Annotated in this window: 13 protein-coding genes; 6 read left to right on the forward strand and 7 right to left on the reverse strand. The window is 71.3% G+C overall.

The genetic code is table 11. The features are described from left to right. Nucleotides 1-68 precede the first annotated feature (68 nt). From ACFXDE_RS02640 to ACFXDE_RS02670, 7 genes are all read right to left on the reverse strand, one after another. Nucleotides 69-1,124: an aldose epimerase family protein gene (locus ACFXDE_RS02640; RefSeq protein WP_380490141.1), complete on the reverse strand. Its 1,056-nt coding sequence runs from the start codon at nt 1,122-1,124 to the stop codon at nt 69-71. A 139-nt stretch (nt 1,125-1,263) separates the two neighbouring features. Continuing rightward, the gene (gene araA, locus ACFXDE_RS02645) at nt 1,264-2,769 is read right to left on the reverse strand and encodes an L-arabinose isomerase (protein ID WP_380490143.1); all 1,506 of its coding nucleotides are present in this window, start codon (nt 2,767-2,769) and stop codon (nt 1,264-1,266) included. A 12-nt stretch (nt 2,770-2,781) separates the two neighbouring features. Next, on the reverse strand, nt 2,782-3,453 hold the full coding sequence (locus tag ACFXDE_RS02650) for an L-ribulose-5-phosphate 4-epimerase (protein WP_380490145.1): 672 nt from the start codon (nt 3,451-3,453) through the stop codon (nt 2,782-2,784). Further along, on the reverse strand, nt 3,450-5,147 hold the full coding sequence (locus ACFXDE_RS02655) for a ribulokinase (protein ID WP_380490147.1): 1,698 nt from the start codon (nt 5,145-5,147) through the stop codon (nt 3,450-3,452). The genes ACFXDE_RS02650 and ACFXDE_RS02655 overlap by 4 nt, the downstream gene beginning before the upstream one ends. Before the next feature lie 330 nt (nt 5,148-5,477). Next, the gene (locus ACFXDE_RS02660; protein WP_380490445.1) at nt 5,478-6,467 is read right to left on the reverse strand and encodes a LacI family DNA-binding transcriptional regulator; all 990 of its coding nucleotides are present in this window, start codon (nt 6,465-6,467) and stop codon (nt 5,478-5,480) included. Between the two features lie 308 nt (nt 6,468-6,775). After that, a complete protein-coding gene (locus tag ACFXDE_RS02665; RefSeq protein WP_380490149.1) occupies nt 6,776-9,031 on the reverse strand; it encodes a germacradienol/geosmin synthase in 2,256 nt (751 codons plus the stop codon). A gap of 707 nt (nt 9,032-9,738) precedes the next feature. Then, on the reverse strand, nt 9,739-11,220 hold the full coding sequence (locus ACFXDE_RS02670) for an arabinofuranosidase catalytic domain-containing protein (protein WP_380490152.1): 1,482 nt from the start codon (nt 11,218-11,220) through the stop codon (nt 9,739-9,741). 347 nt (nt 11,221-11,567) lie between these two features. Here ACFXDE_RS02670 and ACFXDE_RS02675 point away from each other — a divergent pair, with 347 nt between their 5' ends. From ACFXDE_RS02675 to ACFXDE_RS02700, 6 genes are all read left to right on the forward strand, one after another. Continuing rightward, nucleotides 11,568-12,710: a substrate-binding domain-containing protein gene (locus ACFXDE_RS02675; protein ID WP_380490154.1), complete on the forward strand. Its 1,143-nt coding sequence runs from the start codon at nt 11,568-11,570 to the stop codon at nt 12,708-12,710. After that, nucleotides 12,707-14,275 carry a sugar ABC transporter ATP-binding protein gene (locus ACFXDE_RS02680; protein ID WP_380490156.1) on the forward strand — a complete coding sequence of 523 codons (1,569 nt, stop codon included), beginning with the start codon at nt 12,707-12,709 and terminating at the stop codon, nt 14,273-14,275. The genes ACFXDE_RS02675 and ACFXDE_RS02680 overlap by 4 nt, the downstream gene beginning before the upstream one ends. Beyond that, a complete protein-coding gene (locus ACFXDE_RS02685) occupies nt 14,272-15,279 on the forward strand; it encodes an ABC transporter permease (RefSeq protein WP_380490158.1) in 1,008 nt (335 codons plus the stop codon). The genes ACFXDE_RS02680 and ACFXDE_RS02685 overlap by 4 nt, the downstream gene beginning before the upstream one ends. Before the next feature lie 266 nt (nt 15,280-15,545). Next, complete coding sequence (locus tag ACFXDE_RS02690) at nt 15,546-16,301, forward strand: response regulator transcription factor (protein WP_380490447.1); 756 nt, start codon at nt 15,546-15,548, stop codon at nt 16,299-16,301. Nucleotides 16,302-16,303: 2 nt separating this feature from the next. After that, on the forward strand, nt 16,304-17,071 hold the full coding sequence (locus tag ACFXDE_RS02695) for a sensor histidine kinase (protein WP_380490160.1): 768 nt from the start codon (nt 16,304-16,306) through the stop codon (nt 17,069-17,071). Between the two features lie 282 nt (nt 17,072-17,353). Then, entirely contained in the window at nt 17,354-18,307 is a 954-nt protein-coding gene (locus ACFXDE_RS02700) for a LysR family transcriptional regulator (protein ID WP_380490162.1), read from the forward strand. Nucleotides 18,308-18,410: the final 103 nt, after the last annotated feature.

The raw sequence follows: 18,410 nt of genomic DNA on the forward strand, positions 1-18,410 counted from the left end.
GACCGGGTGCTCCCGCTCGGGCACTCCTACTCCGGTACTCCCGCTCGGGCCCTCCTGCCCGGGCCCTCCTACTCGGACAGGAAGCGGTAGACCGTCATCGAGCCGTACTCCTCCCCCGGGCGCAGCACGGTGGACGGGTACTCGGGCCGGTTGGGCGAGTCCGGGAAGTGCTGCGTCTCCAGCGCGATGCCCGCGTAAGCGGGGTACGGGCGGCCGGAGCGGCCGGTCAGCGAGCCGTCGAAGTGGTTCCCGGTGTAGACCTGGAGCCCCGGCTCCATCGTGAAGCACTCGACCCGCCGGCCGCTGGCCGGGTGGCTCAGCACGGCGGCCTTCCTGAAGCCCCTCCCGCCGAGCACCCAGGTGTGGTCGAAGCCCTGGCCGGCCCGGCGGATCTGCGGGTGTCCGTCGGCGACGCGGTCCGCGGTCGTCCGGGACTCGCGCAGGTCGAACGGCGTGCCGGCGACGGGCAGGACGGGCCCCAACGGGATCAGTTCACCGTCCACCGGGAGGTACCCGGCGGCCTCGACCTGGAGCAGGTGGTCGAGCACCGTTCCGCAGCCCTCGCCGGCCAGGTTGAAGTACGCGTGGTTCGTGAGGTTGACGACCGTCGGCGCGTCCGCGGCGGCGCGGTAGACGATGAAGAGGTCCCCGGCCGGGTCGAGGAGGTACATCACCTCGGCGGTGAGGGCGCCCGGGAACCCCTGGTCGCCGTCAGGGCTGTGCAGCCGCAGCCGGACCCCGGCCCGACGGCCCTCCCGGACCGCCACGCCGTCCCAGAGCCGCGTGGCGAAGCCGTCCGGCCCGCCGTGCAGGGTGTGGCCGTCGTCCTGGACCGCCAGCCGGTGCCTCGTACCGTCGAGGGGCAGGACCCCGCCGGCGATCCGGTTGGCGTATCGGCCGACCGTCGCTCCGAAATACGCGGCCTCCCCGAGCAGGTCCTCGACGTCCTCGCAGCCGAGGACGACGTTGCACCGCCGCCCGTCCCGGTCCGGCGCGTGCACGGCCTGGAGGCGGGCACCCAGGCTCAGCACCTCCACCGTCACGCCCTCGGGCGCCCCGAAGGTCCATCGGGTGATCCGCCGACCGTCCGGCAGTGCCGCGGCGGGCTCCTGGGTCACCGTCACTTCGCCGTGGGATATGAGGGCGTCTCTCGGCACGGGTCCTACTCCATTGCGTTCGGTGCGGTGCGGTGCGGGGACGGCGACGCCCGCCGTGCGGGCGGGCGTCGTCGGCGGGGCCGCCGGGCGGCGGGGGGTCGGCGGGTCAGAACCCCTGGGCCAGGCGGTGGTAGGCCTGGTTCCAGCGGAGCTCCTTCGTGAACCGGCGGATGGACGTGTCCTCGTCGATCATCAGGAGCTCCACGCCGAGCATCTCGGCCAGGTCCTCCAGTTCCTCGGTGCCGAGCGCGCCGGAGAGCACGGTGTGGTGCGGCGCACCGGCCGTCAGCCACGCCTCGGCGGAGGTGTGGAGGTCCGGACGCGGCTTCCAGACGGCGCGGGCCACGGGCAGGTTGGGCAGCGGCGCCGGCGGCTCGACGACGTCGACGTCGTTCGCGACCAGCCGGAAGCGGTCGCCCAGGTCGGCGAGGCCGACCACGACCGCGGGGCCGGGCTCGGCGTCGAAGACCAGGCGGACCGGGTCCTCGCGACCGCCGATGCCGAGCGGGTGGATCTCGCAGGAGGGGGTGGTGGCCGCGATGCTCGGGCAGACCTCCAGCATGTGCGCGCCGAGGATCAGCTCGTGGCCGGGTTCCAGGTGGTAGGTGTAGTCCTCCATGAAGGAGGTGCCGCCGGCCAGGCCGGTGGCGGTCACCTTGAGGGTGCGCAGCAGCGTCGAGGTCTTCCAGTCGCCCTCGCCGCCGAAGCCGTAGCCGTCGGCCATCAGCCGCTGCACGGCCAGTCCGGGCAGCTGCCGCAGCCCGCCGAGGTCCTCGAAGTTGGTGGTGAAGGCCTTGAAGCCGCCTTCTTCCAGGAAGCCCCGCAGGCCGAGCTCGATCCGCGCCGCGTAGCGCAGCGACTCGTGGCGCTCCCCGCCGACCCGCAGCTCGGCCGCGAGGTGGTAGCTGTCCTCGTACTCCTTGACGAGTTCGGTGACCTCGGCGTCGGCCGTGGCGTCCACGGCCGCGACGAGGTCGTTGACGCCGTAGGTGTTGACGGAGACGCCGAAGCGGAGCTGGGCCTCGACCTTGTCGCCCTCGGTCACGGCGACGTCGCGCATGTTGTCGCCGAAGCGGGCGAGCTTCAGGCCGCGCAGTTCGGCGCGGCCGGCGGCGGCGCGGGCCCAGGAGGCGATCCGGGCGGTCACGGCGGGGTCGGTGACGTGTCCGGCGACGGTCTTGCGGGCGACGCCGAGGCGGGACTGGATGTAGCCGAACTCGCGGTCGCCGTGGGCGGCCTGGTTCAGGTTCATGAAGTCCATGTCGATGGACTGCCAGGGCAGTTCGACGTTCGCCTGGGTGTGCAGGTGGAGCAGCGGCTTCTGCAGGGCGTCCAGGCCGGCGATCCACATCTTCGCCGGGGAGAACGTGTGCATCCAGGCGATCAGGCCGATGCACCGGTCCTCGGCGTTGGCCTCCAGGCAGATGCGGCGGATGGCGGCGGCATCGGTGAGGACGGGCTTCCAGACGATCTCGACCGGCAGCGCGGGGTCGGCACCCAGTGCGCCGGCGATCCGCTGCGACTGCTCCGCGACCTGCCGCAGCGTCTCCTCGCCGTAGAGTCCCTGACTGCCGGTCAGGAACCAGATCTCGCGTCCCGCGAGTGACGTCATGGGGGTGACTCCTTACCGGGCCTTCGGGGGCTGGCCGTAGACGTTCTGGTAGCGGAAATTGAGGCTGTCGATGTCCGCCTGGGCGATCGGCAGCGGCTCGCCGAGCTGCCGGGAGATGTGGACGGTGCGGGCCACGTCCTCGCACATCACGGCTGCCTTGACGGCGGCCTTGGCGTCCTTGCCGATGGTGAAGACGCCGTGGTTCTGCATCAGGACGGCGGGCGAGCGGTGGCCCTTGAGCGTGTCCACGATGCCCCGGCCGATCGAGTCGTCCCCGATCAGCGCGAAGGGGCCGACCGGGATCTCGGCGCCGAACTCGTCGGCCATGGCGGTGAGGACGCAGGGCACGGCCTCGCCCCGGGCGGCCCACGCACACGCGAACGTGGAGTGGGTGTGGACCACCCCGCCGACCTCGGGCATGTGGCGGTAGACGTAGGCGTGGGCGGCCGTGTCGGAGGAGGGTGAGTGGTCGCCCTCGACGACGTTGCCGTCCAGGTCGCACACGATCATGTTCTGCGCCGACAGCTCGTCGTAGGGGACGCCGCTCGGCTTGATCACGAGCAGGTCCTCGCCGGGGATCCGGGCGGAGACGTTGCCCGCCGTCCAGACCACCAGGCCGTAGCGGACGAGTTCCTGGTGGAGCTCGCTGACCTGCTGGCGGATGAGGTCGGTGGTCGCGTTCACAGGGCCTCGCTCGATGGGGTGAGGGCGGCGTTGCGGATGGCGCGCAGGCGGTGCAGGAGCTTGTCGGCACCGAGGCCGAAGTGGTCGTGCAGGGCCCGGTACTCGGCGAAGAGCCGGTCGTACACGTCGGCGGAGGTGTGGTCCGGCCGGTACGCCGCCGTGCGCACCCGGCCCATGGCGGCGGCCGCGGTCCGGACGTCGGGGTGGGCCCCGGCGGCGACGGCGGCGTGGATCGCCGAGCCGAGTGCCGGTCCCTGCTCCGACTCCGCGACCGACACCGGGCGGCGCAGCACGTCGGCGTAGATCTGCATGAGCAGTTCGTTCTTCTTGAGGCCGCCGGTGACGACGAACTCGGTGACGGGGACGCCGCCCAGCTCCAGGGCCTCGACGATGACGCGGGTGCCGAAGGCGGTGGCCTCCAGCAGGGCGCGGTAGATCTCCTCGGGGCGGGTGGCCAGGGTGAGCCCGGCGATCACTCCGGAGAGGTGGTGGTCGACCAGGGTGGAGCGGTTGCCGTTCATCCAGTCGAGCGCCACCAGGCCGTGGGCGCCGACGGGTTGGGCGGCGGCCTTGCGGGTGAGGAGCTGGTGCGGGTCCTCGCCGTTCCGCTCGGCCTCGGCCAGGTAGTCGGCGGGCAGGCCCTGGCGCAGCCACCAGGCGAAGATGTCGCCGACGGCGCTCTGGCCGGCCTCGTAACCGTAGGAGCCGGCGACGATGCCGTCCTCGACGACGCCGCACATGCCGGGGACCTCCGCCAGCGTGGCGCCGTTGACGACGTGGCAGGTGGACGTGCCCATGATGGCGAGGAGCTGGCCGTTGTCGACCGCCCGTGCGGCGGGTGCGGCGACGTGGGCGTCGACGTTGCCGGCCGCCACGGCGATCCCCTCGGGCAGACCGGTCCACTGCGCCGCCTGTGCGGTGAGGGAACCGACCCGGGAGCCGAGCGGGGCGAGCGAGTGCTCCAGGCGGGTGCGCGCGAAGTCGCCGAAGCCCGGGTGGAGCGCGCCCAGGAAGTCCTCGCTCGGGTAGCTGCCGTCCTGGTGGATGCCCTTGTAGCCGGCGGTGCAGGTGTTGCGGCTCTCGGCTCCGGTGAGCTGCCAGACGATCCAGTCGGCGGCCTCGATCCAGCGGGCGCAGGCGGCGTAGACGGCCGGGTCCTCCTCCAGGACCTGCAGGGCCTTGGCGTACTGCCACTCGGCGGAGATCCGGCCGCCGTACCGCGAGATCCACTTCTCCCCGCGGGCGTGCGCCAGGGCGTTGATCCGGTCCGCCTGGCCCTGGGCGGCGTGGTGCTTCCAGAGCTTGGGCCACGCGTGCGGGTACGGCGCCCAGTCGGCCGTCTCCGCCAGGGGGGTGCCGTCGGCGAGCACCGGAAGGACCGTGCAGGCGGTGAAGTCGGTGGCGATGCCGATGACTTGGGCGGCGTCGATGCCGGCGTCGGCGAGCGCCGCCGGAACGGCGGTGCGCAGCACGGCGCGCCAGTCGGCGGGGTGCTGGAGCGCCCAGTCGGGCGGGAGCGGCCGGCCGGTGCCGGGCAGCTCGCGCTCGATGACGGCGTGCGGGTAGTCGTGGACGACGGTGCCGACCTCTTCGCCGTCGCGCACGCGGACCACCACGGCGCGGCCGGAGAGGGTGCCGAAGTCGACGCCGACGACGTATCCCTCCGAGTCCCGGGCGGCAGGAATCACGGTCACTTCCTCATCCTTCGTGCGGGAGGGCGGTGTTGTCGCCTGTCGCCGGTGCGGTCCAAATCCGGGGCAGGGCGGAGCGCACCGGCGACAGGCTCCGTTCCGCCGGCTCCGTCGGAGGAGGGCGGAAGGAGGACCGCCGGCGGACGGACGGAGGCGATGTCGTTGCCCGCCGGCGGAGTTGAGGAGCACTGTTTGTTAGCGCTCACAGGAATTGTTAGCGTTAACATATGCGCTGTCAAGGCAGGTTTCATCCGCAGGGCCGGGAGCCGAGGGGCGGTCGAGCGCACGACCGCGCCCCGGCGTGGTGCGCCGCCCCTCGCTCCGGCTACCGGATCACCAGCGCCCGGCGGGGCCGACGCTATGGCGCAGCACCATCTCCGGGGCGATCTGCACATGGGTCTGGGAGGGCGCCACGCCCTCCAGCTCCCCGACGAGCAGTTCCAGGGCTTTGCGGCCGAGTTCCCCGAAGTCCTGCCGGACGGTGGTCAGCGGCGGGGTGAAGTAGGCGGCCTCCGGGATGTCGTCGAAGCCGACCACGCTGATTTCCTCGGGGACCGACCGGCCGGCCTCGTGCAGGGCGCGCAGCAGGCCGAGGGCCATGTGGTCGTTGGCGCAGAAGACGGCGGTGACGTCGTGCAGTCCGGCGATCCGCAGACCGGCCTGGTAGCCCGAGCGGGCACTCCAGTCGCCGCGTTGCACCTCCGGCACGGGGGCCCCGGCGGCCTTCAGCGTGAGCCGCCAGCCCTCCTCGCGGTCCTGGCTCTCCAGCCAGTTGGCCGGCCCCGCCACGTGGTGCACGGTGCGGTGGCCGAGGTCGAGCAGGTGTCCGGTGGCCTCGCCGGCACCGAAGCGGTTGCTCACCGACACCATGGGCACCTGCGTCTGATTGCCCGACCCGACGGCGACGAGCGGCACGGAACTGGAGAGCCGGGCCACCGCGCTGACGGCGGAGGTCTGCGGCGCGATCACGACGACGCCCTCCACTCCCTGGTCGCGCAGCCGGTCGACGGCCTCCTGGACCGAACGGCCGTCCAGGGAGCGCAGGCTGGTCACGCTCACGAAGTACCCGGCGCTCCGCGCGGCGCGCTCGATCCCGTCCAGCATCGACGCGGGGCCGTAGAGGGTCGAGTCGAAGCTGACCACGCCGAGCGTCTGCGAGCGGCGGGTGACCAGCGCGCGAGCGGCCGAGTTGGGCCGGTAGTCCAGCTCCCGTATGGCCGCCAGCACCCGGTCCCGGGTGTCGGGCCGGACGTGCGGAGCGCCGTTGAGCACCCGGGACACCGTCTGGTGGGAGACACCCGCCAGTTTCGCCACGTCCGCCATCACGGGCTGGCGCTGTTCAGTCCCGGTGCTGTCGGTTCCCACTGGCAGTCCCCTCCTCGGCTCTGGACCACAGTACGCGACCAGGTCCAGGCCAATCCGTCACCTTCGGTTCGACAGGCGGCTCCCCTTCATACCAGCCCTTCAGGGCGCCGACACCTGCCGATACTGCCAAGTTAGCGCTCACAAGCCCGCCATGGAGGCAGATGCCGCAGATCGTCGCCCTATCGGGTCGGCCGGTCGCGTTCGGTGACCGAACGCGCGAAGTCGTGCGCAGCCCGGATCGGCTTCGTCGGTATCGGCCCCGACCGTTACTGCTGTGCCATGGCTGGATGCAGGTAGGTCGTGACGAGACGAGCCGCAGAGGTGCCTAGGCCGGTCGGTCCGGCAGGGAACGTGAGCCGGGGCGAACGGGCGAAGTGCCGGGGCAGATTCTCTGCCCGATAGCGGCCGGTGGCCAGGTGCCAGGTGAGGGTCGCGGTCATGGAGTCTTTGAGGAGCTCGATCTGTTGCTCCACTGCGTCGCGGCTCTGCTGGTCACCCTCGAAGCCGTCCAGCAGAGCCGGCAGTTCGTTGGCCAGGACGTGCCGGAACTGGCCGACTCTGGAGTTCATCAGGTCGTTGACGATGGTCAGCGCAGCCGGGGAGTCGCAGTTGAAGAAGGACTGCACCACGATCAGAGAATTGTGGAAATCGCCCTCGTACTCCATTTCCTTCTGGTAGGAAAACATGTCGTTGAGCAAGGCCCCGTAGTCGGCTGCCGATTTCTCCAGCTCCTGCATCGTGGAACTGCAACGGATCTCCTCCGGCACTTCCCATTTTCCGACCAGCCGGGGCATGGTCAGGGTCAGCTCGGAAGCGACGGTGGAACGGCGCATCTCCAGGTAGTCGACCGGATCGGGAATCCGATGGTGGACTCGGTTGGCCACCTCCCACAGCCAGCTCTCCAGCATGACCACGATGGTGGAACGCAGCTCCGCTCGGGCTGCGGCTTCCATGCCGGCCGCCGTCCGGGGCCAGGCGTCGGCCAACCCACGTTCCAGCGCGTTCGCGGGAGCCGGCACCGTGGCTGCGGGGTCGAGCGGCATCAGGGCGAGCAGCCGTTCGTGGCACAGTCGGGCTGCCACCAGGTTCCCGGTCAGGCCGAACATCGCGGGATAGTAGTCGTCGGCGTACAACCCCCAGGCCATCCAGATCGAGGCGAGGCCGAGCTCGTCGGCGCCGGCGTCCGACAGGATGCCGGCCATGAAGAGGGCACCGTCGAACTCGCGCAGTTGCTGCTCGTCCCAAACGTATTCTCCTGGAACACCGGGCGCCGCGTCGAACAGCCGGACCCGGTGCGCCCAGTCGATCACGTTCGCGCGGGCAGCGTCCAGGTTCGGGTTCATCCTGGCCGGGAACGGCATCGGGAGGTCCGGGAGTTGAGAGGGCCCCACCTTCTGGAAAGGCACGTGTGAACGGCTTCGGAGACGCACCGGGCTGCTCAGCACACCGAGTGTCCGGAGGGCGGCGGCCGACGTCCCGAGGCCGCCCATTCCGAAGGTCCCGGTGCCGATCGTGGCGGATGAAGCGGAGCCGCCCGCGTTCATGTACCGGCTGGACCGCAGGTGCCATTCGTGACCGCCGGACTGCCAGTCCTGCAAACCCTTGACGTAGGCCAGCACAGCCGCGCAGGAAGCGGCGTCCAGAGCGTGTTCGGCGAAGAGCGGGGCGAGTTCCGTGAGCGCGGTGTGCTCGAACTGCTGAAGCCGCGAGGTGATCAGGTCGTTGACGGCATCGGCGGCCTGCTGGGTGGTGGTTCCCAGGAAGGTCTCCAGTACCAGCACGCCGTTGCTCAACTCCCCCTCCTGCTGCGTCTCCCTCTGGTACGAGAACAAGTCGTTGCGCAGATGAACGGCATCGGAGAAAGCGTCCCTGAGCACCCGCAGGGGCCGGGTGCCTGCCACCGCTTCCGGGACTTCGGCACCGGCCGCGAACTCGACCAGCCCTGCCGACCACGGCGCGCCACCGACCTTGCGACGCATCTCGATGTATTCCACCGGGTTCGCGATGCGCTGCCTACGGATGTTGGACAGCTCCCAGAGCGACTCGTCGAGAAGACTGCCGGTGGACTCTGCGAAACGCGCCGTCCACTGGCGCGACATCGCGGGTACGGTCCGGGCCCACAGATCCATCAGGCCGGCTTCGACCGGGTTGGTCGGCTCGGGGAATCCTGCCGCCAAGTCCATCGGCATGAACGCCCGCAAGCGCTCCAGGTACTCCCTACCGCCCTTTCGGTCCCGGGTGCGCTTGAAGGTCTCCAGGAAGTGGTCGTCGAAGAAGAACACCCACACGTACCAGTCCGTCACCAGCGACAACACTGGGCCGTCGCAGTCCGGGTGCGTGTAGGCACAGAGCAGCGGGTAGTCGTGGGAGTCGAGGTCGTGTTCCTCCCAGACCCCAGCGCCTTCCAGCATCCCCATCTCGCGGGCCCACCGCTTGGCATGGGCCCGGGCTTCCTCCAGATGGGGATTGAGCCGGGCCGGGTAAGGCAGATAGAACACGGGAAGCTTGAAAGGCTGCGTCATACGGGGCTTCTCCTACTGGGCCACATCCGCCGGAGCGGTAGCGATGGCCGCTCCGTCATTCGGACTCAGGCTATGCACTCAGGCCTGCCGCCCCCGGCGAGTCGGGGTTTTGTCCCTCGATCGGGTGGAGACGGCAGCAGTCCTCGGGGACGATGCGACTGCGCTGCTCGACCCGTCTGCCGTGCCGATCGACCGGGACCGCACCGATCAGCGGTCGAGGCTCGCGCGTCGCCCGCCTCGGGGCGGTGACCGGGATCGACGGCGTGGTGGTTGTGACGGCTGCGACCGGGCCGGCGGCGGGAACCAGCGCGAGGGCGAGAGCCGCGACGGAAGTGGCGCTGCGGCGTCACCAGGCCGAAGTGATCACGCGGTAGGAGGTAGTACTCCAGAACACCGTCTCCCTCCCAACTGCGGACCTGCCCTCGTCGGTACCCGCGAAGAACTCGCCGCTCGGGACGCCGCGACCCTGCCCGCGAACCCCGAGGCCTCCGGCACCGACCGCTCCACGAGCTGATCTTGGTTCTCACCACTGACGCGGACCACGCCGGGCTGCCGGAAGAACTGGGGCCGCACTGCCTGCGCCCGACCCGAACCGGCCGCCGCATTGGACGTTCCCCCGCCCGGCCGGGCCCGGGCTCCGGGGGTGCGCGGACGCCCGTGCCCGGGCTCCGGAGGTGCGCGGAGCCCAGGCCCGGCCGGGGTGGGTGCTACCCGAGGGTCCACTTCTGGTTGTCGCCGCCCCAGCAGGTCCACAGCTGGACGGCCGTGGCATCGGTGACGGCCGCCCCGGCGACGTCCAGGCACAGGCCGGACGGGACGCCGGTGACGCTGCCGTCGGCGTTGAAGCGCCATTGCTGGTTGGCACCACCGTTGCAGGGCCAGGTCACCGCCTTGGTGCCGTCGGTCGTCCCGCCGCCGTACGCGTCCAGGCACAGCGTGCTGCCGGCGACGTTCACCGTGAGCTGTCCGTCGGCGGTGCGCGTCCAGCTCTGGTTCGCCCCGCCCCAGCAGGTGTAGATCTGCGCCTGCGTCCCGGCCGTGGCGGAGGCGTTCGGGACGTCCAGGCACTTGCCCGAGCCGGTGCCGCGCAACGCCCCCGTGGTGGCCGTGGAGTTGGCGTATCCGGCGGCGACGATGTTGGCCTGGACGGCGTTCTCGGTGGCCTCCGACGGGTAGCCCGAGGTCATCACGCCCTCGTAGAAGGTGCCGCGGGCCCCCTTGCTGTTGTCGCCGCCGATGCCGAGGATGATCGCGCCCTCCTTGTGCATCGGGTTGTAGCCCGCCACGTTCGGGCGCGGTCCGGAGTAGAAGGTCGACAGGCCGCCGGACTGGGCGTCACCGGCGCGGATCGCCCACTGGTTCGGCGCGCCCTTGACCATGGCCGTCAGGTAGCGGTGGTTCACCGTCGGGTCGTTGGCGTTGTAGCCCGCGCCCTCCCCGGAGAACAGGCCGTTCTCCAGGTCGGCCATCACCCAGGGGCCCGGACCGGTGCCGTAGCCCCAGACCTTGATGTTCCCGAAGTAGATGGCCTCCATGTGACCGTTGCCGGTGTCGTTGCTGCTCGTCTCGGCGTTGCCGTAGTCGAAGCAGCAACCGCCGTTGTAGTGCGTGCCGTCCAGGATCGCGTACATCCCCTCGGGCTGGTCGCCGGTCGCGATGCCCGAGGTGTGGTTGTTGCGGTAGCCGGTGCCCGGCGCCACGTACACGCCGTAGGCCCGGTGACCGTTCAGCGTGGTGGGCGTCAGGGTCGCGTCCGCGAGGTTGTCCGGCCCGGACGCGGCCCCGCCCCCGGGCGCCTGGGTGAGGTGGTTGCGCCGACCGCTCTGGTCGTAGATCACGGTGATCACGCAGGCGGTGCCGGCACAGAAGGCGTCCTGCGCGGCCGCGTCGGCGTAGCCGCCGGTGCCCAGCACGCCGATGTCCCGGAGCGCCTGGTCCGATGCGCGCCTGACCTGGTAGAGCGGCCCGCCGTAGCCGGAGTACAGCGCGCGGGTGGTGCTGTGCGCGGCCACGCAGGGCGTGCCGCCGGCGGCGTACACGTCGCACGGGCCCTGTGCGGCCGCCTGCGCCACACCGCTCGTCGCGGTGGCGCCGGCCAGAGCGCCGACGAGGACGGCGAGGGCCGCCCCGGCTCGGGCGAGGCGGCGCAGTGCACCGCTTCCTCGGGTCGTCCTGTTGTTGTCACTCATGGGGTCTCCCTGCTCATCGTTGAGCGCGGCCACAGGAAAGTGAGCGCTAACAGTCCCGCCCGCAGCGACACACTTCAGCCCGGGCGGGAGGTGGAGGGTTCCTGGACCGGTGACAGTGCCCTCACCGACCGAGCCCCGTCAAGGGTTTCGACGGATTCAGACCAACGCGATCGGCACAGCCGGGGCGTGAACCGACGGATCGTCATCCGTCAGCAGCTGCACAGTGGTTGACGCTGGGCGATGTGAGCGCTCACACTCCAACACCGGTACACCTGATCGTCCGCGCGGACTCGCCGCGCCTCCCACCGGCTCTCCCACCCGCCGGCAGAGATCGAGAGGAACCATCCATGCGCGCACCCTTCCGACGGTGGTCCAGAGCCTCCCGCGTCGCCTCCGCCGCGGTCGTCGTCCTGGCCCTGGCCGTAGGCTGCAGCAAGCAGGGCGCCGGTGGCCCCGCCGCCGGCGATTCCGGCGCTTCCGGCGCCGCGCCCGCGATCCAGGGCGACATCACCTTCAACGACGACAACCTCGGCCGCCTCGACGCCGCGCTCAAGGCCGCGCTCCAGGGCAAGGACCTGTCCAAGCTGGACCTGGCCATGGTGGTCAACGTCGCCGTGGACTACTGGAACGCCGGGAAGGCCGGCTTCACCAAGGGGCTCGCCGACCTCGGGGCCAAGGGCACCTTCCAGGCCCCGGCGAACGGCCGGCTGGACCAACAGCTGTCCATCCTCCAGACCCTGCGCGGACAGGACATCTCCGCCTTCTCGCTCTCCGCGATCGACCCGACGGCCGTCAAGTCGCCGATCCAGTCCGCCGCTTCGGCCGGCATCCCGGTCCTCGCCATCGACTCGCCGCTGCCCGCCGAGGACGGCGCCGCGCTCTACCTCGGCACCCCGAACTACCAGGCCGGCAAGCGGGCCGGCGAGGCGATGAAGGCCGCACTGGGCGGCCGGGGCAAGGTGGTGGTGCTGGTCGGCTCCCTGACCGCCTCCAACGCCGTCGAGCGCATCCAGGGCTTCGAGGACGCGCTGAAGGGCACCGGCATCGAGGTGGCCAACAAGCTCGCCGACAACATGGACGCGGCGAAGGCCCTGACCAACGCGCAGACCGCCATCCAGACCGACCCCGGCGTGACCGGCCTCTACGGCGTGTACTCCTACGACGGTCCCTCGGCCGCCCAGGCGGTGCAGGCGGCGGGCCGGACCGGCAAGGTCAAGGTGATCTCCGACGACAGCGACGCCCAGACCCTGACGTTCATCCAGCAGGGCGTCATCCAGGCCACCGTCGTCCAGTCGCCCTACCAGCAGGGCTACACCGGCGCCTACCTGCTGGCCGCGCTCAAGGTGCTCGGCAAGGACGCGACGACGGCCGTCGTCAAGCCGTTCCTGGAATCCGACGGCAGCACCCTGAGCTCCGGCGTCGGCGTCGTCACCCAGGGCAACCTCGACGCCTTCCGGGCCAAGCAGTCCCAGCTCGGCATCACCGGATGACCAGGGCGACCGACTCCACCGGCGGCGGGCCGGCCGCGTCCCTGCGCGCGGTGCGCAAGAGCTACGGGCCCGTCACCGTGCTGGACATCCCCGAGCTCGACCTCCAGAGGGGCCAGATCACCTGCGTGGTCGGGGAGAACGGCGCCGGGAAGTCGACCCTGATGGGCGTGCTGTCCGGCACCGTCTCCCCCACCGCCGGGGAGGTCCTGATCGCGGACCGGCCCCTCCAGCCGGGCCGCCCCGACCACGCGAAGGCCCTCGGCGTCAGCCTCGTGGCCCAGGAGTTCCCCCTGGTCGGACGGCTGAGCGTGGCCGAGAACCTCCTGCTCGGCCGACGCACCCGCGCCAGGCAGGGTACGGGGACGCTGCGCGGGGCCCTGTTCGACCGCGCCGGCACCCGGCGCGAGGCCCGTGAACTGCTGGCGGAGATCGGAGTCGAGGGCGTCGACGTCGACCGGCCCGTGGAGCGCCTGCCCGTCCCGCTGCGGCAGATGATCGAGATCGCCAAGGCCTGGGGCAACCGGCCGCTCGTCCTGGTCCTGGACGAGCCGACCTCCTCGCTCGGGCCGGTCGAGGCCGGAAAGGTCCTCGCCCTCGCGCGGCGGCACGCCGCGGACGGCGGCGCGGTGCTGTTCATCGGCCACCGTCTGGACGAGGTGCGGGACATCGCCGACCGCGTGCTCGTGCTGCGCGGCGGAAGCCTGGTCGCCGACCTCGGCCCGGCCGAAGCGACCGAGGCGCGGATGATCCGCAAGATGGTCGGCGGCGAACTCGCCCGGGAGACCGCCGCGCCGGCCGTCCCGGCGACGGCCCGCACCGTCCTGACCGCACGGGGGCTCACCGCGGACGGTCTCGGCCCGCTCGACCTGGAACTTCGGGCCGGCGAGATCGTCGGCGTGGCCGGGCTGATGGGCTCCGGCCGCAGCCGGCTGCTGCACACCCTGATGGGTGCGCAACCCCGCACGGGCGGCGAGGTCGAGTTGGCCGGACGCCGCTTCCGCCCGCGTCACCCGGCCGACGCCGTCGCCGCGGGCGTCGGCCTGGTGCCGGAAGACCGCAAGGAGCAGTCCCTGCTGTTGTCGCACCCGGTGCGCTGGAACGCCACCCTCGCCACGTTGCGGCGCGACTCCTGGCACGGCGTGCTCACCCCCGGCGGCGACCGTGCACGCTCACAACGGATCGTCGACGGCCTGGGAGTCCGGCTGCACACCCAGGAGCAGCCGATCGGCGACCTGTCCGGCGGCAACCAGCAGAAGGTCGTGTTCGGCCGGTGGCTGCACGCCGCCCCCGACGTCCTGCTGCTCGACGAGCCCACCCGCGGTGTGGACGTGGGGGCCAAGGCCGAGATCTACCGGCTCGTCGACCGGGCCGCGGCGGACGGTCTGGCCGTCCTGGCCGCCTCGTCCGAACTGGAGGAACTGCTCAGGATCTGCCACCGGATCCTGGTGATGGCCCACGGACGGATCGTCGCCGACCTGCCCCGCGACCAGTTCGGCAAGGAACGCATCATGACGGCGGCCACCAGTCGGCCGCAGCCGTCGGCGAGCACGGAGGGACACGCATGACCACCGAGACCGCCCCCGCCCGCGAGGAGACGCCCGCACCGGCCCGGAACCGGCTGCGCGTCCTGGTCGACACGCCCGAAGTGGGAGTCGTCCTCGCCTGCGTCGCCGTGTTCGCGGCGCTCGCGCTGGCCCGGGACACCTTCGCGAGCGCGGTCAACCTCCAGGGCATGGGCGCCGACCTGGCCCAGTACGGACTGATCGCGATCGGCGAATCGCTCGTCATCCTGACCGGTGGAATCGACCTGTCGGTGGGTGCCCTGCTGGGCACCAGCGTGATCCTCATGTCCTGGTTCGACGTCCGGGCCGGCCTGCCCGCCGGAGTGGCGGTCCTGGCGACCCTGGCCGTCGCCGGACTGGTCGGGCTGCTCCACGGCCTGGCCGTCACCCGGCTGCGGATGCCGCCGTTCGTCGTCACGCTGGTCACGTACACGGTGGCGCAGGGCGTGACCCTGGCGATCACCTCCGGGACCTCCATCGTCGGCATCTCCCCTTTCTTCGGCGACGTCGGCCAGAGCTACCTGGCCCAGATCCCGGTGCCGCTGGTGCTGTTCGCGGTGGTGACCGCCGCCGTGTGGTTCTTCCTGGAGCGCACCTACGCGGGACGGCAGGTCTACGCGGTCGGCGGCAACCCCGAGGCGGCCAGGTTGGCCGGCATCCGCGGCGGCCGGCGGGTGGTGTCGATGTACGTGGCTTCCTCCCTCGTGTCGGCCTTCGCCGGAATGCTCGTGCTGGGCCGGATGGGGGTCGGTTCCGCCAGCGGTGTCGGCGTCGGCTGGGAGCTCTCGGCGATCGCCGCCGCGGTCATCGGCGGGGTCAGCCTGACCGGGGGGCAGGGCCGCGTCGTGGGCATCGTCGCCGGTGCCGTCCTGCTGGAGCTGATCAACAACGGACTGACCACCCTCCAGATCAACTCCAACTACACCAACATCGTGCTCGGTTGCGTGCTCGGCCTGGCCATCACGGCCGACCGCCTGCGCGCCGGACACGTGGCGAGGCGCTCCTGAACCTGCCCCGGACCGCCGACGGTCCCCGGCGTTCCCCGGGCGTCCCGGCGCACCCCCGGCCCAGGCCCGGCGGGGGTTTCGCCGTGTCCGCGGAGCGAAGCACCCCAGCCCGCGGGCTGAGCGCTCGCACCACGCACGGGTCCCGCTGGGCCGGCAGGCCCGGTACCCCGCCCCAGCGGCACCGTCCCCCAGGCCCCAGGCACCGTCCCCAGGCCCCCGGCCCCGGACCCCGGGCTGGATGTTTGCGTTAACATTCAACTAGCGTGATGCCGTCAGCGCCGGACAGCACCCTGGGGCCAGCACCTGTGTATTCCACCGTTTCCACATTCCGGCCGCGCGTTCTCGTCGCGGAGGACGACACCGGAGCCGCGGACATGCTCACCACCGGCTTGCGGTTCCTCGGATTCGATCCGCACGCCGTGGCGTCCGGCGAGCAATGCCTGACGCTGGGCCTGGCGCGGATGCACGACATCATCCTGCTCGACGTCCTGCTGCCCGATCTGGACGGCTTCGAAGTCTGCGACCGGCTACGGAAATCCGACGTACAGACCCCCGTGGTGTTCCTCAGTGCACGGACCTCGGTGGGCGAAAGGATCCACGGCCTCACGCTGGGCGGTGACGACTACGTCACCAAGCCCTTCGACCTGAACGAGGTCGCCGCGCGGCTCCACGCATTGCTGCGCCGTTCACTCGACTACACCGCCCCGCGCCGTCTGAAGGCGGGCGGCGTCGAGATCGACCGCAAGAGCCACGACGTCTGGCTGCACGGAGTGCCCGTCCGGCTGACGGCCACGGAATTCCTGCTGTTGCGGTACCTCATGGAGCACCCCGAGGAAGTCGTGACCAAGGCGGACATCCTCACCAACGTCTGGGGCCACGGCTTCGAACGCGACACCGGCGTCGTGGAGACGTACATCTACTACCTCCGGCGGAAGCTCGGCGACACCGGCCAGACACTCATACGCACGGTGCGCGGCGTCGGTTACGCGCTCCGCGCCGACCACGCCCGGCAAGCGGAGTGACGGTGACGACGACGCCCGAAGCGTCCGGAGACGAAGGCCGGCGGGGAAGGCGGCCCGACGAGGAGCTGCGCGACCTCCTGGCCACCGTCAGCCACGAGCTGCGCGCACCGCTCACCACCATCGCCGGCTACGCCCAACTGGGCCTCCTGGGCGGGCTGGACGACCACCGGGCCCTCCGCCGGGCCATGGCGAGGGTGCAGGCGGAAGCCCATCGGATGACCGCCCTCGTCGACGAGTTGCTGCTGTTCTCCACCCTGGGAGAGCGGCGGCCCCTGGAACGCGTCGCCGTCGACCTGGCCGAACTCTGTACCGAGCTGGTGGCGGACACCCGGGTGAGCCACCCGGACCGGCCGGTCTCCTGCGTCATCGACGAGGGGCGTCACCTGGTCCAGGGAGACCCGCACCGCCTCCGGCAGGTGCTGAGCAACCTCCTCGTCAACGTGCACCATCACACACCCCCGGGCACTCGCACGACGGTGAGGCTGCGTCACGAGGCGCACTGGGCCTGCATCGACGTGGCCGACGACGGACCCGGGATTCCCCCGGCCCTCCATGACCGCGTCTTCGAGCCCTTCTTCCGCGCCCACGGCTCACCGGCCGGCCACGAGGACGGGAGCGGGCCCCACGGGGCGGCCCCCGGCAGCGGGCTCGGCCTGAGTCTGGTCGCGGCCTTGGTCGACGCCCACGGCGGCACCGTGCGGATCGAGCCGTCCGAACGCGGCGCGCGGTTCACCGTTCGACTGCCGGCCCGGCCGCCGATCGAATCCTGAGGTGATTCTGATCGAACTCTGAGATTAATCCCCGCCCGCCCGTGATGTAATCGGTTCGCGGACACAACGCAGGGGCTCTTCCGGTCACGCCGGTTCCATTCCCGCATTCCCCCCGGGCTGGAAAGGCATGGCAGCCGTCTTCCCCCGGACGGCGGCCGGAAGAGCCTTGCCGCGTTCCTGAAATCCCCCAGTGGCCCGGAATTGAGACTTCGGTCCCGCCCTCCGAATCTTCACCCGGAGGATTCACGTCCCTCCATTTCCCTGCCGTATAGTTCTGCGGCCATGGAGTTGGAGTTTCGTCATCTCAGGATGATCCGGGCCATCGGCGATGCCGGCAGCGTCACCAAGGCGGCGGACCGTCTCGGACTCGCCCAATCGGCGCTTTCCACCCAGCTGAAACGCATCGAGAACGCCCTCGGCGGTCGGCTCTTCGAGCGCGGCAGAGAGGGCGTGCGGCCGACCGCACTGGGCGTCCTGGTACTGGAGCGCAGCCAGGTGCTCCTGCCCGCCATGCGCCAACTGCAGGAAGATGCCGTCCGCTTCGCGAACACGGCGCGCGAGACGGGCGGCCTGCGCGTGGGAGCGACCCACGGGCCGCTCCTGGGCGCCCTGGTCGACCGCCTGGCGGCGGCCAGGCCCGAGATGGCGTTGAGCACCCAATCGTCCAGCTCGACATCGGACTTGGTGAGCCGGGCGGTGGAAGGGCGGCTGGACCTCGTGCTGACCGGACTCTGCGGGCACCAGAAGGTGATGGGCGACGAACGGCTGGAGTGGCGGGAGGTCGCCGTCGACCCGGTGTTCGCCGTACTCTCCCAGGACCATCCGCTGGCGCGGGCACGTGAACTGGACCTCGGGCAACTCGCGGGTGAGCGCTGGGCGTTGCCGCCCGGGGGCGGCTGTTTCACGGAGTGCTTCGCGGCCGCCTGCGTGCGGGCGGGCTTCCTGCCCCCGCCGGTCTACGAGGCCGATGCGGCCTCGTGCCTCCACCTCGTCCGGACGGGCCGGGCCGTGTCCCTGTGCCGGGCGACGTTCCCGCCGACCGACGGGGTGGTGACGGTTCCGCTGGATCCGCCGGAGCTGAGCTGGCGCCAGGTGATCGGCTGGGTGCCGTACTCGCCGACGTGGGGACTCGCGGACGAGGTGGTCGGCCACGCCAGGGCGGTGCACGCGGACGCCGCGGCGCTGAATCCGGCGTATGCGGCATGGCTGCGACGAAGGGCCCACCTGGCACCCTGACCCGACGTGGCCCCGCCTTCACCGGCCCGTCGAATTCACCGGTCCGCCGAATTTCACTGGTCCGCCGAACAGGTCCATAACGCCGACGCAGGGGGTTTTTGAC

The organism is Kitasatospora sp. NPDC059408, from assembly GCF_042751525.1.
In the GTDB taxonomy this organism is placed as follows: domain Bacteria; phylum Actinomycetota; class Actinomycetes; order Streptomycetales; family Streptomycetaceae; genus Kitasatospora.

What these genes read in the sequence shown, in the direction of transcription:
- araA (WP_380490143.1), bottom strand. Translation starts at nt 2,769, where the DNA reads ATGACGTCACTCGCGGGACGCGAGATCTGGTTCCTGACCGGCAGTCAG.
- ACFXDE_RS02660 (WP_380490445.1), bottom strand. Translation starts at nt 6,467, where the DNA reads ATGGCGGACGTGGCGAAACTGGCGGGTGTCTCCCACCAGACGGTGTCC.
- ACFXDE_RS02665 (WP_380490149.1), bottom strand. Translation starts at nt 9,031, where the DNA reads ATGACGCAGCCTTTCAAGCTTCCCGTGTTCTATCTGCCTTACCCGGCC.
- ACFXDE_RS02670 (WP_380490152.1), bottom strand. Translation starts at nt 11,220, where the DNA reads ATGAGTGACAACAACAGGACGACCCGAGGAAGCGGTGCACTGCGCCGC.
- ACFXDE_RS02675 (WP_380490154.1), top strand. Translation starts at nt 11,568, where the DNA reads ATGCGCGCACCCTTCCGACGGTGGTCCAGAGCCTCCCGCGTCGCCTCC.
- ACFXDE_RS02680 (WP_380490156.1), top strand. Translation starts at nt 12,707, where the DNA reads ATGACCAGGGCGACCGACTCCACCGGCGGCGGGCCGGCCGCGTCCCTG.
- ACFXDE_RS02685 (WP_380490158.1), top strand. Translation starts at nt 14,272, where the DNA reads ATGACCACCGAGACCGCCCCCGCCCGCGAGGAGACGCCCGCACCGGCC.
- ACFXDE_RS02690 (WP_380490447.1), top strand. Translation starts at nt 15,546, where the DNA reads ATGCCGTCAGCGCCGGACAGCACCCTGGGGCCAGCACCTGTGTATTCC.
- ACFXDE_RS02700 (WP_380490162.1), top strand. Translation starts at nt 17,354, where the DNA reads ATGGAGTTGGAGTTTCGTCATCTCAGGATGATCCGGGCCATCGGCGAT.